General features: G+C 52.4%; 13 protein-coding genes and 1 pseudogene. 8 read left to right on the plus strand and 6 right to left on the minus strand.

Annotation, left to right across the window (positions count from 1 at the left end; genetic code table 11):
- The first annotated feature begins 72 nt into the window (after positions 1–72).
- Positions 73–486 carry a pyrimidine (deoxy)nucleoside triphosphate diphosphatase gene (locus OGX99_RS21570; RefSeq protein WP_151225358.1) on the plus strand — a complete coding sequence of 138 codons (414 nt, stop codon included), beginning with the start codon at positions 73–75 and terminating at the stop codon, positions 484–486.
- Here OGX99_RS21570 and OGX99_RS21575 read toward each other — a convergent pair.
- Positions 446–721, minus strand: a complete 276-nt coding sequence (locus OGX99_RS21575) for a YnjH family protein (RefSeq protein ID WP_151218992.1) — start codon at positions 719–721, stop codon at positions 446–448. The genes OGX99_RS21570 and OGX99_RS21575 overlap by 41 nt on opposite strands.
- A 237-nt stretch (positions 722–958) precedes the next feature.
- On the opposite strand from OGX99_RS21575, the gene gdhA reads away from it, so the two are divergent.
- Positions 959–2302, plus strand: coding sequence for an NADP-specific glutamate dehydrogenase (gene gdhA, locus OGX99_RS21580; RefSeq protein WP_151218991.1), 1344 nt, complete (start codon positions 959–961; stop codon positions 2300–2302).
- Between the two features lie 49 nt (positions 2303–2351).
- On the opposite strand, the gene OGX99_RS21585 is transcribed toward gdhA, so the two are convergent.
- From OGX99_RS21585 to OGX99_RS21595, 3 genes are all read right to left on the minus strand, one after another.
- Positions 2352–4298: a DNA topoisomerase III gene (locus OGX99_RS21585; RefSeq protein ID WP_286545343.1), complete on the minus strand. Its 1947-nt coding sequence runs from the start codon at positions 4296–4298 to the stop codon at positions 2352–2354.
- A 4-nt stretch (positions 4299–4302) separates the two neighbouring features.
- Positions 4303–5346: a selenide, water dikinase SelD gene (selD, locus tag OGX99_RS21590; protein ID WP_187252559.1), complete on the minus strand. Its 1044-nt coding sequence runs from the start codon at positions 5344–5346 to the stop codon at positions 4303–4305.
- Between the two features lie 116 nt (positions 5347–5462).
- Complete coding sequence (locus tag OGX99_RS21595; RefSeq protein ID WP_151218990.1) at positions 5463–6014, minus strand: NAD(P)H nitroreductase; 552 nt, start codon at positions 6012–6014, stop codon at positions 5463–5465.
- Between the two features lie 174 nt (positions 6015–6188).
- Here OGX99_RS21595 and sppA point away from each other — a divergent pair, with 174 nt between their 5' ends.
- The 5 genes and pseudogenes from sppA (at position 6189) to yajD (ending at position 11027) form a co-directional block, all read left to right on the plus strand.
- Positions 6189–8045, plus strand: a complete 1857-nt coding sequence (gene sppA, locus OGX99_RS21600) for a signal peptide peptidase SppA (protein WP_187252561.1) — start codon at positions 6189–6191, stop codon at positions 8043–8045.
- Between the two features lie 55 nt (positions 8046–8100).
- Positions 8101–9117: an asparaginase gene (gene ansA, locus OGX99_RS21605; protein ID WP_151218988.1), complete on the plus strand. Its 1017-nt coding sequence runs from the start codon at positions 8101–8103 to the stop codon at positions 9115–9117.
- Between the two features lie 14 nt (positions 9118–9131).
- Complete coding sequence (gene pncA / locus OGX99_RS21610; protein ID WP_151218987.1) at positions 9132–9773, plus strand: bifunctional nicotinamidase/pyrazinamidase; 642 nt, start codon at positions 9132–9134, stop codon at positions 9771–9773.
- A gap of 138 nt (positions 9774–9911) precedes the next feature.
- Positions 9912–10588, plus strand: a pseudogene (locus OGX99_RS21615) (glycosyl hydrolase family 18 protein); the annotation flags it as partial.
- Positions 10589–10682: 94 nt separating this feature from the next.
- Positions 10683–11027, plus strand: coding sequence for an HNH nuclease YajD (yajD, locus tag OGX99_RS21620; protein ID WP_003030690.1), 345 nt, complete (start codon positions 10683–10685; stop codon positions 11025–11027).
- Positions 11028–11071: 44 nt separating this feature from the next.
- Here the strand turns inward: yajD and OGX99_RS21625 are convergent, their stop codons facing one another.
- Positions 11072–11347, minus strand: coding sequence for a YeaC family protein (locus tag OGX99_RS21625; protein ID WP_151218986.1), 276 nt, complete (start codon positions 11345–11347; stop codon positions 11072–11074).
- A 42-nt stretch (positions 11348–11389) separates the two neighbouring features.
- Positions 11390–11803: a peptide-methionine (R)-S-oxide reductase MsrB gene (gene msrB, locus OGX99_RS21630; protein WP_061067757.1), complete on the minus strand. Its 414-nt coding sequence runs from the start codon at positions 11801–11803 to the stop codon at positions 11390–11392.
- Positions 11804–12144: 341 nt separating this feature from the next.
- On the opposite strand from msrB, the gene gapA reads away from it, so the two are divergent.
- A complete protein-coding gene (gene gapA, locus OGX99_RS21635; protein ID WP_003030697.1) occupies positions 12145–13140 on the plus strand; it encodes a glyceraldehyde-3-phosphate dehydrogenase in 996 nt (331 codons plus the stop codon).
- Positions 13141–13353: the final 213 nt, after the last annotated feature.

The following is a 13353-nucleotide window of genomic DNA, read 5'->3' on the forward strand; positions in this document are numbered from 1 at the left end:
TCCTGAATACTTTAGATAAAACAAAGATAACGATAATATGTCATTTTCTGTCATTAGATCTTGATGAATATAATGAAAACCCTCGACGTGGTCGCCGCTATTATTGAACGTGATGGCAAAATTTTACTGGCTCAACGTCCGCAGCATACGGATCAGTCAGGGATGTGGGAGTTTGCGGGCGGCAAGGTTGAATCGGGCGAAAATCAACCCGAGGCGCTGATCCGTGAATTGCGTGAAGAGTTGGGCATTGAGGCGGTCGTGGGTCGCTACATTGCCAGCCATCAACGCGAAGTTTCGGGCCGACTGATTCACTTACATGCCTGGCATGTACCGTCATATCAGGGGGAACTGAAAGCGTATGAACATCAGGATATCGTCTGGTGTTCACCCGAAGAGGCGCTGCGTTATCCGCTGGCACCTGCTGACATCCCACTACTGGAAGCGTTTATTCTTTTACGCGACGCCAGACCAGCGGATTTGTGCTGATCGTTTTTTCATCGCGTTGGCACTGAAGCAAAACGCCGTCCGCTTTAATCACTGCCCCTTCTGAGTAGTTTTGATCCTGATAAATACAGCACTGACTACAGGGTTGCGCCCGCTGACCGCTGGAGCTAAACACTTCCGGCGGTACATTCACCTGCACGTCCGGGCGATAAAGCTGATTTGCCAGCGTCGCGCTGGACACCAGGGCCAACACGCCTGCCACGATTAAACGGCGCATATTCTTTCCTTTTTAACTGACAATTATGCTCAGTATAACGGTATAAATCGGCAGAAACTTTAGCCTCTTCGATCATCGCTTTTAGTTATGACCCACGACGCAATATTAATTTACTTAGCGGGGTTAATTTTTTCTTGCGTCGCGTCACAGTGCTGATGGTATAGTCAAAAACTGCACAACACTTAACACAAAAATCAAAAATATAACCATATCAATACATAAGAGGTTCTTATATCTATGGATCAGACATGTTCTCTGGAGTCATTCCTTAACCATGTGCAAAAGCGCGACCCGAATCAGACCGAGTTCGCGCAAGCCGTTCGTGAGGTGATGACCACGCTGTGGCCTTTCCTTGAACAAAACCCGCGTTACCGCCAGATGTCATTGCTGGAGCGTCTGGTTGAACCGGAGCGCGTAATCCAGTTCCGTGTAGTCTGGCTGGACGACCGCAATCAGGTGCAGGTCAACCGCGCATGGCGCGTGCAGTTTAGCTCTGCCATTGGCCCATACAAAGGCGGTATGCGTTTCCACCCTTCCGTGAACCTGTCGATCCTGAAATTTCTTGGCTTCGAGCAGACGTTTAAGAATGCCCTCACCACGCTACCAATGGGCGGAGGTAAAGGCGGGAGCGATTTCGATCCAAAAGGGAAAAGTGAAGGCGAAATCATGCGTTTCTGCCAGGCGCTGATGACCGAACTGTTCCGCCATTTAGGTCCCGATACAGATGTTCCGGCGGGCGATATCGGTGTGGGCGGCCGTGAAGTCGGCTTTATGGCCGGGATGATGAAAAAACTCTCCAACAACAGCGCCTGCGTCTTTACCGGTAAAGGTCTCTCTTTCGGCGGCAGTCTGATCCGCCCGGAAGCGACCGGCTACGGTCTGGTGTATTTCACCGAAGCGATGCTCAAACGCCATGGTCTGGGCTTTGAAGGTATGCGCGTAGCGGTTTCTGGCTCCGGTAACGTAGCGCAATTCGCCATTGAGAAAGCCATGGAGTTTGGCGCGCGGGTGGTTACCGCTTCCGATTCCAGCGGTACTGTGGTCGATGAAAGCGGATTTACCAAAGAAAAACTGGCGCGGCTGTGCGCAATCAAAGACAGCCGCGACGGTCGCGTAGCAGATTATGCCCGTGAGTTTGGCCTGACCTACCTGGAAGGCAAACAACCGTGGTCAGTTCCGGTCGACATCGCCCTACCGTGTGCCACGCAGAACGAACTCGATGTGGAAGCCGCGCAAATGCTTATCGCCAACGGCGTCAAGGCCGTGGCTGAAGGCGCGAACATGCCGACCACCATCGAAGCCACCGACCAGTTCCTCGAAGCGGGCGTACTGTTTGCGCCGGGTAAAGCCGCCAATGCCGGTGGCGTCGCCACATCCGGTCTGGAAATGGCGCAGAACGCCGCACGTCTGGGCTGGAAAGCGGAGAAAGTGGATGCGCGCCTGCACCACATCATGCTGGATATTCACCATGCCTGCGTTGAGTACGGCGGCGAAAGCAAGCAAACCAACTACGTACGTGGCGCCAACATCGCGGGCTTCGTGAAAGTTGCCGACGCGATGCTGGGCCAGGGAGTGATCTAATTCATTCCGTACGCCGGATGCGGCACACGTGCCTTATCCGACCTGGAAACTACACGCCCGCCTCTTCAGATGGCGGGCTTTTTTTCGCCGGGCGTTTACGCGGCGCACTCTTTTTCTTATCGCCACCACCACCGTCCGGTGCAGCAATTCCACGAAAGCGTCGTACCGGTGTGCTGCGCGCCTGATCGATAAGCTGATACAGCGTTCCCACCAACGGTTGCATAAAGTCCTGATAACGACACTGCTTTTCACTGATTTGGGTCAGGATAGATTCCCAGTGCGCGGTCATATCCGGACGCGTCGCCATTTCAGGTAGTGAGTGAAATAGCGCTTTTCCGGCATCGGTGGAATGGATATAACGCCCTTTCTTCACCAGAAAACCACGTTTAAACAGCAGCTCGATAATCCCGGCGCGTGTGGCTTCCGTTCCCAGGCCATCCGTTGCACGCAGGATCTTTTTCAGATCTTTGTCTTGCACAAAGCGCGCAATCCCGGTCATTGCTGACAGTAGCGTGGCATCGGTAAAGTGTCGTGGCGGTTGAGTCTGGCGTTCAACCACTTCGCCTTTTTCACACAGCAACTCGTCGTCTTTTGCCACCACCGGCAACGGCGTCCCGTCGTTATCTTCGTCGCGCTCTTTGTTGCCAAGCAGCGTGCGCCATCCGGCTTCCGCCAGAAAACGTGCTTTGGCGACAAACTTGCCTTTGGCGATATCCAGCTCAATAACGCACTTCCTGAATACCGCATCCGCGCAAAATTGCATCAGATACTGACGGGCAATCAGGTTGTAGATTTTCGCTTCGTTGTCATTCAGGTTGATGGACGAAGTGCGTGCGGTAGGAATGATGGCGTGGTGCGCATCCACTTTTTTATCGTCCCAACAGCGGTTTCGCGTATCTGGATTGACCGCCGGTTGTGGGAGCAGATCCGGCGCATGAACGCTAATCGCGTTCAACACCGCGTGACGTCCGGCAAAGTGTTCTTCCGGCAGATAGCGGCTATCCGAACGCGGATAGGTAATCAGCTTATGGGTTTCATACAGCTTCTGACAGATATCCAGAACGTTTTGGGCGCTTAAGCCAAAGCGTTTCGCCGCTTCAATCTGCAATGCCGACAGCGAGAACGGCAGCGGCGCAGATTCTGATTCCCGTTTATCGTTATAGCTGGTGACTATCGCTGGCTGACCGTTAATGCGGTTTACCACGTGTTCAGCCAGCGTGCGATTCAGCAAGCGCCCTTCTTCATCCTGATACGGCTCACACGCTTCGCTCGGCTGCCAGATAGCGGTAAACCGCTCATCAGCAGGCGTCACGATATGCGCCTTTACCTCAAAGAAGTCTTTGGCGACAAAGTTTTCAATCTCTTCATCGCGACGCACCACCAGGCCGAGCACTGGCGTCTGTACGCGTCCGACCGAAAGTACGCCCTGATAACCCGCATTACGCCCAAGAATGGTGTAAGCGCGCGTCATATTGATGCCGTACAGCCAGTCGGCACGCGCACGCGCCAGCGCCGAGACGCACAGCGGAATAAACTCACTGTTGGCGCGCAGACGCTCAATAGCCCGCTCCACAGCCTGCGGGTTAAGGTCGTTAATCAGGCAACGTTGCACCTGCTGGCGCTTTTCAGGCGCCAGTTGCAGGTAATCCAGCACTTCATCCACCAGCAGTTGCCCCTCACGATCGGGGTCACCTGCGTGAATGACTTCACTGGCCTCATGCAATAAACGCTTAATGACGTTAAGTTGCTTGGTCACTGAGGGACGCGGCTGCAGTTGCCACTTTTCCGGGACAATCGGCAGATCGACCAGACTCCAGCGAGCATAGCGACTGTCGTAGGCGTCTGGCTGCGCCTGTTCAAGCAGGTGACCGATGCACCAGGTCACCACTTGTCCGTTTCCGCATTCAATAAAGCCGTCACCTTTGCGATGTGGCTTTGGCAACACATCGGCGATAGCGCGCGCCAGACTCGGTTTTTCGGCAATAAACAACCGCATCGAGTTAACGGATCTCAACCATGGCGCGACCGCCACGAGCTTCCACTAACTCACCAATCGCGGTGAGGTCGATGCCAAACTGCGCCGCTGCCGCTTTAACTTCAGCCTCAGCTTCCGGCGTTACCGCCAATAGCAAACCGCCGGAGGTTTGCGGATCGCAGAGCAGATCGCGTACCGACTGCGGCATTTCACCCATCAGGTGGCCGTAGCTGGCAAAGTTACGCTGGGTGCCACCCGGCACTGCGCCCAGTGCAATGTACTCTTCAACACCGGGAAGCTTAGGAATATCCTGGTAGACGATCTGCGCCTGAATGCCGGCCCCCTGACACATCTCACTCAGATGTCCCAGCAGACCAAAACCAGTAACGTCGGTCATGGCTTTCACGCCGTCAATGTCGGCGAATGCCGCACCAGCAATGTTCATCTGGCACATCACTTCCGTCGCCAGTCCTTTGTGTTCGTCCTTCAGCAGTGATTTTTTTTCTGCGGTAGTCAGGACGCCAATCCCCAGCGGCTTAGTCAGGAACAGTTTGCACCCTGCCTCGGCGGTGCTGTTTTTCTTCACACGTTCGGTCGGGACAATACCGGTTACCGCAAGACCAAAGATAGGCTCAGGGGCATCAATAGAGTGACCGCCCGCCAGCGCGATACCCGCCTGACGGCAGGCAAAGCGCCCACCTTCGGTGACTTCGCGGGCGATTTCCGGCGCCAGCTTATCAAGCGGCCAGCCAAGAATAGCAATTGCCATAATCGGTTTGCCGCCCATGGCGAAAATATCGCTGATGGCGTTAGTGGCGGCAATACGCCCAAAATCAAACGGATTATCGACAATCGGCATAAAAAAATCGGTGGTACTGATTACGCTGGTGCCGTTCCCCAGATCGTATACCGCCGCGTCATCGCGTGTTTCATTACCCACCAGTAAGTTCGGATCAACAAACTTCGCCTGCTCACTGTGCAGGATGGTTTCCAGTACTTTGGGGGAAATTTTACAACCGCAACCGGCTCCGTGGCTGTATTGCGTTAAACGAATAGCTTGCTCGCTCATGGACATCTCCTGTCAGTGCAATCCGGATATGGTAGCGCTCATTCCATGATGTGGTAAGAGTGACTGTCTGAATTCGGGTCTCTTTGCTCATAATCCAGACAGTTTTGCCGTTGTTATCAGAAATAACGGACGAATGCGCTCGGATCGGCCAGGTTAATCGTCGTGGAGGCTTTGAGCTGCGGTGTGCCCAGATAGAGGAAACCGACGATTTTATCCTGTGGACGACAGTCGAATGCTTCGCGAACAACCGCACTTTCGGTTAATGCACCGCTGCGCCAGATACCGCCAAAGCCCTGGGCAACTGCCGCCATCTGCATGGCCATTACTGCACAACCGGCAGACATTTCCTGTTCCCACAGCGGAACCTTGTCGTTTTCTTCACATTTCGCCACCACGGTAATAATCAGCGGCGCGCGAAACGGTGCGCTGCGCGCTTTTTCCTGAGCTTTTTCATCGCTACCTGCGGCAATCGCGCCTTTCTCAAGTACGGCGCTAAAGCGTTCACGCCCTTCTCCCTCAATGACATAGAATTGCCACGGTTGCAGCGTTTTGTGGTCCGGGGCGCGCATTCCCGCCCGCAGAATATTTTGCAGTTGCTCTCCTGTCGGGGCTGGCTCGACGAGACGAGAAGCGCTACGACGGGTGATAAGTAATTCGAGTGCATCCATTTGCTTAACTCCAACAATGAAATTTGTTCACAAAATTAACACGTGAGCGGATTTTGTTACAGCACAGGCGGCGATTCCTGCTGACAAGTGCCTGTCGGGTCATTACGATAGCCTCATCTTAACGCCTTTCTCCGGAATTTCGGGTGGCGTGTTGTTAATCGGTAGGGAGAATACATGCGAACCCTGTGGCGATTTATTGCCGGATTTTTTAAATGGACATGGCGATTACTCAATTTCGTCCGTGAATTTGTGCTTAACCTGTTCTTCATCTTTTTGGTGCTGGTTGGTGTGGGCATCTGGATGCAGGTCAGTAGCAGCAACACCAGCGAACATGCTGAGCGAGGCGCACTGCTGCTGGATATCTCGGGCGTGATTGTTGATAAGCCCTCGAGTACCAGTCGCTTAAGCGTTATTGGCCGTCAGTTGTTTGGCGCCAGTTCCGATCGTCTGCAGGAAAACTCCCTGTTCGATATCGTGAATACCATTCGCCAGGCGAAAGATGACCGCAACATCACCGGTATCGTGATGGACCTGAAAAACTTTGCCGGGGCCGATCAGCCGTCCATGCAGTATATCGGCAAAGCGCTACGGGAATTCCGCGATAGCGGTAAACCGGTCTTTGCCGTGGGCGATAACTTCAGCCAGGGGCAGTATTATCTCGCCAGTTTTGCCAACAAAATTTACCTCTCTCCACAAGGTTCCGTTGATCTGCACGGCTTTGCCACCAACGGCCTGTACTACAAATCCTTGCTCGACAAGCTGAAAGTTTCCACACACGTGTTCCGCGTCGGAACCTATAAGTCTGCCGTCGAGCCATTTATCCGCGATGATATGTCTCCTGCCGCGCGTGAAGCAGACAGCCGCTGGATCGGCGAGCTGTGGCAGAACTATCTCGACACGGTCGCCGCCAACCGCCAAATCCCTGCGCAACAGGTGTTCCCCGGCGCGCAGGCCATGCTGGACGGTTTGACGAAAGTCGATGGTGATACCGCGAAATATGCGCTCGACAACAAACTGGTGGATGCACTCGCCTCCAGCGCTGAAGTCGAAAAAATGCTGACCAAACAGTTTGGCTGGAGCAAAGCGGATAAAAACTACCGCGCCATCAGCTATTACGATTACACGCTGAAAACCCCGGCCGACACTGGCGACAGTATTGGCGTTATCTTCGCCAATGGCGCGATTATGGACGGTGAAGAAACGCCTGGGAATGTGGGCGGTGACACCACTGCCGCACAAATCCGTGAAGCGCGTCTTGATCCGAAAGTGAAAGCCATTGTTCTGCGCGTAAACAGCCCTGGTGGCAGCGTGAGCGCCTCTGAAGTGATCCGTGCTGAGCTGGCTGCGGCAAAAGCGGCGGGTAAACCGGTTGTGGTGTCCATGGGCGGCATGGCAGCCTCCGGTGGGTACTGGATCTCCACGCCAGCCAACTACATTGTGGCGAACCCCAGCACTCTGACCGGTTCAATCGGCATCTTTGGTGTGATCAATACCGTTGAAAATAGCCTGGACTCTATCGGCGTACATACTGACGGCGTAGCGACCTCCCCGCTGGCGGATATCTCCGTCACCAAAGCATTACCGCCGGAAGTGCAGCAGATGATGCAACTGAGCATTGAGAACGGCTACAAGCGCTTTATCACGCTGGTCGCAGATGCGCGTAAGACAACGCCTGAGCAGATTGACAAAATCGCCCAGGGCCACGTCTGGACCGGTCAGGATGCGAAGGCCAACGGTCTGGTAGATAGCCTCGGTGATTTTGACGACGCCATCGCGAAAGCGGCTGAGCTTGGCAAACTGAAACAGTGGCACATTGAGTATTATCAGGACGAACCAACATTCGTTGATATGGTGATGAACAGCATGTCAGGCTCCGTTCGTGCCATGTTACCTGACGCCATACAGGCTATGCTCCCGCCACCGCTGGCCTCTGCGGCCAGTGCAGTAAAAGCCGAAAGCGATAAGCTGGCCGCATTCAACGATCCGCAAAACCGCTATGCGTTTTGCCTGACCTGCGCCAACGTTCGCTAACTATTGACCCCTCTTCGGGATGAAGAGGGGTTTTCTTTGAGACAGAAGAAAAGTCATGCAGAAAAAATCAATTTACGTTGCCTATACCGGCGGTACCATTGGTATGCAGCGCTCAGAACAGGGTTATATTCCCGTTTCCGGTCACCTGCAGCGCCAGCTGGCATTGATGCCTGAATTCCACCGTCCGGAGATGCCAGACTTCACCATCCACGAATACGCCCCGCTGATGGATTCCTCCGATATGACACCGGAAGACTGGCAGCATATTGCGGAAGACATTAAAGCGCACTACGACGATTATGATGGCTTTGTTATTCTGCACGGCACCGACACCATGGCGTTTACGGCTTCGGCGCTCTCTTTTATGCTGGAAAATCTGGGTAAGCCCGTAATTGTGACAGGGTCACAAATACCGTTAGCCGAGCTACGCTCAGACGGGCAAATCAACCTGCTCAATGCGCTGTACGTTGCGGCAAATTATCCGATTAATGAAGTGACTCTGTTTTTCAACAATCGACTATTTCGTGGCAACCGTACCACTAAAGCGCACGCCGATGGTTTTGACGCCTTTGCCTCACCCAACCTTGCACCGCTGCTGGAGGCAGGGATCCACATTCGTCGCCTGGGGACACCGCCTGCACCACATGGCACCGGCGAACTGATTGTGCACCCTATTACGCCACAACCGATTGGCGTGGTCACCATTTACCCCGGTATCTCCGCTGATGTGGTGCGAAACTTCCTGCGCCAGCCGGTAAAAGCGTTAATTCTGCGTTCTTACGGCGTGGGCAATGCGCCGCAAAATAAAGAGTTTCTGCAAGAACTTGAAGATGCGAGCTCACGTGGCATTGTGGTGGTTAACCTGACCCAGTGCATGTCCGGCAAGGTAAATATGGGGGGCTATGCGACGGGGAATGCCCTGGCACATGCGGGTGTGATTGGCGGCGCGGATATGACGGTCGAAGCCACGCTCACCAAATTGCACTATTTACTGAGTCAGGGACTGGATACGCAGACCATTCGTGAAGCAATGACGCAAAATCTGCGCGGTGAGCTTACCCCGGACGAATAAAGGAGTTTATGCCCATGACCCGAGCCTTACTGTTGGTCGATTTACAAAATGACTTTTGTGCCGGTGGTGCGCTCGCCGTTCCGCAAGGCGACAGCACAATTGATATTGCCAACCGTCTGATTGACTGGTGTGCCATACGCGGTGACACCGTCGTTGCCAGCCTGGACTGGCACCCGGCTCATCACGGCAGCTTTGCCAGTCAGCATCAGGTTGCCCCCTACAGTCAGGGACAACTCGATGGCCTCGCGCAAACCTTCTGGCCTGACCATTGCGTACAGCACAGCGAAGGTGCAACCCTGCATCCACTGCTGAACCAGCGGGCAATAACTCAAACCTTTACCAAGGGCGAGAACCCGCTGGTCGACAGTTACAGTGCGTTTTTTGATAACGGTCGTCGCCAGGCTACAGCACTGAATGCGTGGCTACAGCAACATCATATTACCGACCTCATCATCATGGGGCTGGCAACTGATTATTGCGTCAAATTTACCGTTCTCGATGCGCTCGACTTGGGTTATACCGTCAGCGTTATTACCGACGGTTGCCGTGGCGTTAATATTCAACCCCAGGACAGTGCAAACGCCTTTATAGATATGGCGGCGGCGGGCGCAACGCTGTATACACTTGATGACTGGCTGGAAACCCAGCACAAATAATTTTAAACGCCTCCTCCAGCCTACAGATTTGCGCATTTCTGCAAATCTGTAGGCCAAAAAAGAGACTCGCAGCCCCATTTGGTGGCGTAATTTCCAACCAATAACACCTGCCCAAACAGCTTGTCGCTTCACCAACATGCAGTGGGTGCGAATGCGGAAAGTCCGAAAAGCTGGGTAGATGTGAAAGCCATTGCGCCATCGCTCGATTACATCAACCTGATGACCTATGACATGGCTTACGGCACCCAGTATTTTAACTCGAACCTGTATAATTCGACGCAATGGCCGACGGTCGCGGCGGCGGATAAGTACAGCGCCGATTTTGTGGTCAGTAACTATCTCGCAGCCGGTCTGAAACCGAGCCAAATGAATCTGGGCATTGGCTTTTATGGACGCGTACCAAAACGCGCCATTGAGCCAGGTATTGACTGGAGCAAACCTGACGCGCAGAAAAACCCGGCTACCCAGCCCTATTTCGGGCCAGCGCAAATTGAGTTGTTCAAATCACTGGGCGTCGATCTGAGCAAAGATACCTATGTGAAGTACAACGATATTGTGGCGAAGTTGATCAACGATCCGCAAAAACGCTTTAGCCAACATTGGGATGATGAAGCGAAAGTGCCGTGGCTGTCGGTGCAGTCTGCGGATGGAAAAACACTCTTTGCCCTCTCCTATGAAAATCCGCGTTCGGTGGCGATAAAAGCCGACTACATCAAAAGCAAAGGGTTGGGAGGCGCCATGTTCTGGGAGTACGGCGCAGATGCAATAATCAATTGGCGAGGCAGTTAGCCGATTCGCTAGGCATCAAACACTGATCCCAACGCCTGACACAATAGGTTATGATTAGCCCATTCTGCTGCGCCAGCTTTTGGCGCAGCTCTTCATTATCTACTGGAGGCATGCGCTTTTATGGCTTTTATCCCTAAAAATTACGCCCGTCTGGAAGTCGGATACCGGGAAAAGGCGCTAAAACTCTTCCCCTGGGTTTGCGGACGTTGTTCACGTGAGTTCGTGTATTCCAATCTGCGCGAGCTGACGGTACATCACATCGATCACGATCACTCCAATAACCCGGAAGATGGTAGCAACTGGGAGATGCTATGCCTGTATTGCCACGATCATGAGCATTCGAAATATACTGAGGTGGATCAGTATGGTTCTACTGTAGTGGCGGGGGAAGATGCGCAGAAAGACGTCGGCGAGGCGAAATATAATCCGTTTGCCGATCTGAAGGCGATGATGAATAAGAAATAACATCAACTGCGGGCCCGACACCGATGTTTGTCGGGCCTGGATAATCAGGATTTAAACGTCGCAATCGGTTCGGGCATAATACCAAATTCCACTTTCAGCTGTTGCTTACTCTTCATCACCATCTCACCATTGGTATCAATCGTCATATGCTGCGCGTCAATATTGTTTCGCGCCTGCCATAACATCACCAGCTGTAAACTGTTCTCTTTTTGTTCTGCCGTTAGCGCGACGCCATCCGGCCATTTTCCGAGTTCAACGGCTGTAGATAAGCGCTGATAAACTTCCGGCGTCATGCTGTTGATCATCTCATCAAGATTCATGTTAAATCCACTCTTCGTAGAATAATTTGCTGAATCGTTTCCTCAACCCTTGGTTTGCTCACCGTTTTCACCATCGGTGAAGTTCAAAGACGCTGAGTTAACGCAGTAACGTTCACCGGTAGGTTTAGGGCCATCCGGAAAGACGTGTCCGAGGTGCGCATCACAGTTACCACAGCGAATTTCAATGCGCTGCATGCCATGTGACGTATCTTTTATGTAACGGATAGCTTCTTCACTGACGGGCTCGTAAAAGCTGGGCCAGCCGCAACCAGAGTCATATTTTGTCTCGGAACGAAATAGCGGTTTATCGCAGATCAGACAATGGTAGATGCCGTCACGCTTGTTATGCAGCAAACGCCCGGTAAATGGCGGTTCTGTCCCGTGATTCTGCGTCACGTAGAACTGCATTTCGGTTAAATTTTTTTTCAGTTCTTCTGGAGAAGGTTGATTAGCCATTTGCTCACATCTCACTTTATCTAAACTCACATTGCGAGACAGATTCTAACAAAACATTAACACCGGAGTGCGAACTTTTGTTCTAAACTTGATCCTTGCGAAATGGCAGCCTGTAATTCGTGATCAGACTCACGTTTTTATCTTAATTGCCCTTTAAAATTCGGGCCGCCGACCCCATGTGGTTCCAAGCCCAAAGGAAGAGTGAGGCGAGTCAGTTGCGCAAAGCTTAGGCAGCAGATTGATTTGTCGCAATGATTGACACGATTCCGCTTGACGCTGCGTAAGGTTTTTGTAATTTTACAGGCAACCTTTTATTCACTAACAAATAGCTGGTGGAATATATGACTATCAAAGTAGGTATCAACGGTTTTGGCCGTATCGGTCGCATTGTTTTCCGTGCTGCTCAAGAACGCTCTGACATCGAGATCGTTGCAATCAACGACCTGTTAGACGCTGACTACATGGCTTACATGCTGAAATATGACTCCACTCACGGCCGTTTCAACGGTACCGTTGAAGTGAAAGACGGTCATCTGATCGTAAACGGTAAAAAAATCCGTGTTACCGCTGAACGTGATCCGGCTAACCTGAAATGGGACGAAGTTGGTGTTGACGTAGTTGCTGAAGCTACTGGCCTGTTCCTGACAGACGAAACCGCTCGTAAGCACATCACTGCTGGCGCGAAAAAAGTGGTTCTGACTGGTCCGTCCAAAGATAACACTCCGATGTTTGTTAAAGGCGCTAACTTTGACAAATACGAAGGTCAGGATATCGTTTCTAACGCTTCCTGCACCACTAACTGCCTGGCTCCGCTGGCTAAAGTTATCAACGACAACTTCGGCATCATCGAAGGTCTGATGACAACTGTTCACGCGACCACCGCTACTCAGAAAACCGTTGATGGCCCGTCTCACAAAGACTGGCGCGGCGGCCGTGGCGCATCCCAGAATATCATCCCGTCCTCTACCGGTGCTGCTAAAGCTGTAGGTAAAGTTCTGCCAGAACTGAACGGCAAACTGACTGGTATGGCGTTCCGCGTTCCTACCCCGAACGTATCCGTTGTTGACCTGACCGTTCGTCTGGAAAAAGCTGCTTCTTACGAAGAAATTAAGAAAGCAATCAAAGCTGCTTCCGAAGGCCCGATGAAAGGCGTTCTGGGTTACACCGAAGACGACGTAGTATCTACCGATTTCAACGGTGAAGTTTGCACTTCCGTGTTCGATGCTAAAGCAGGTATCGCACTGAACGACAACTTCGTGAAACTGGTATCCTGGTACGACAACGAAACCGGCTACTCTAACAAAGTTCTGGATCTGATTGCTCACATCTCCAAATAAGTTGAGATGAAACAGTAATCTGTAAGAGCGACTCTGGTCGCTCTTTTTTTTGCCTGAAGATACCCGTCATACTTCAAGTTGCAGGTGTGTTGGCTACGCTCTCTCACTCGAATCGCTTACTACAGTAAGCTCATCGAGGTGAATCAGGGACATCCATGTCCCTGACCGAAGGCAACCTTCGGTTGTTCAAATTCGTTCCTGACGAATTTGTCG

Origin of the sequence: Citrobacter sp. Cu096, assembly GCF_030332285.1 — a bacterium.
Classification (GTDB): domain Bacteria; phylum Pseudomonadota; class Gammaproteobacteria; order Enterobacterales; family Enterobacteriaceae; genus Citrobacter; species Citrobacter meridianamericanus.

Bases quoted from the DNA above. Each gene is read 5' to 3' on its own strand.
- OGX99_RS21570 (WP_151225358.1), top strand. From the start codon at position 73: ATGAAAACCCTCGACGTGGTCGCCGCTATTATTGAACGTGATGGCAAA.
- OGX99_RS21575 (WP_151218992.1), bottom strand. From the start codon at position 721: ATGCGCCGTTTAATCGTGGCAGGCGTGTTGGCCCTGGTGTCCAGCGCG.
- gdhA (WP_151218991.1), top strand. From the start codon at position 959: ATGGATCAGACATGTTCTCTGGAGTCATTCCTTAACCATGTGCAAAAG.
- OGX99_RS21585 (WP_286545343.1), bottom strand. From the start codon at position 4,298: ATGCGGTTGTTTATTGCCGAAAAACCGAGTCTGGCGCGCGCTATCGCC.
- selD (WP_187252559.1), bottom strand. From the start codon at position 5,346: ATGAGCGAGCAAGCTATTCGTTTAACGCAATACAGCCACGGAGCCGGT.
- OGX99_RS21595 (WP_151218990.1), bottom strand. From the start codon at position 6,014: ATGGATGCACTCGAATTACTTATCACCCGTCGTAGCGCTTCTCGTCTC.
- sppA (WP_187252561.1), top strand. From the start codon at position 6,189: ATGCGAACCCTGTGGCGATTTATTGCCGGATTTTTTAAATGGACATGG.
- ansA (WP_151218988.1), top strand. From the start codon at position 8,101: ATGCAGAAAAAATCAATTTACGTTGCCTATACCGGCGGTACCATTGGT.
- pncA (WP_151218987.1), top strand. From the start codon at position 9,132: ATGACCCGAGCCTTACTGTTGGTCGATTTACAAAATGACTTTTGTGCC.
- yajD (WP_003030690.1), top strand. From the start codon at position 10,683: ATGGCTTTTATCCCTAAAAATTACGCCCGTCTGGAAGTCGGATACCGG.
- OGX99_RS21625 (WP_151218986.1), bottom strand. From the start codon at position 11,347: ATGAATCTTGATGAGATGATCAACAGCATGACGCCGGAAGTTTATCAG.
- msrB (WP_061067757.1), bottom strand. From the start codon at position 11,803: ATGGCTAATCAACCTTCTCCAGAAGAACTGAAAAAAAATTTAACCGAA.
- gapA (WP_003030697.1), top strand. From the start codon at position 12,145: ATGACTATCAAAGTAGGTATCAACGGTTTTGGCCGTATCGGTCGCATT.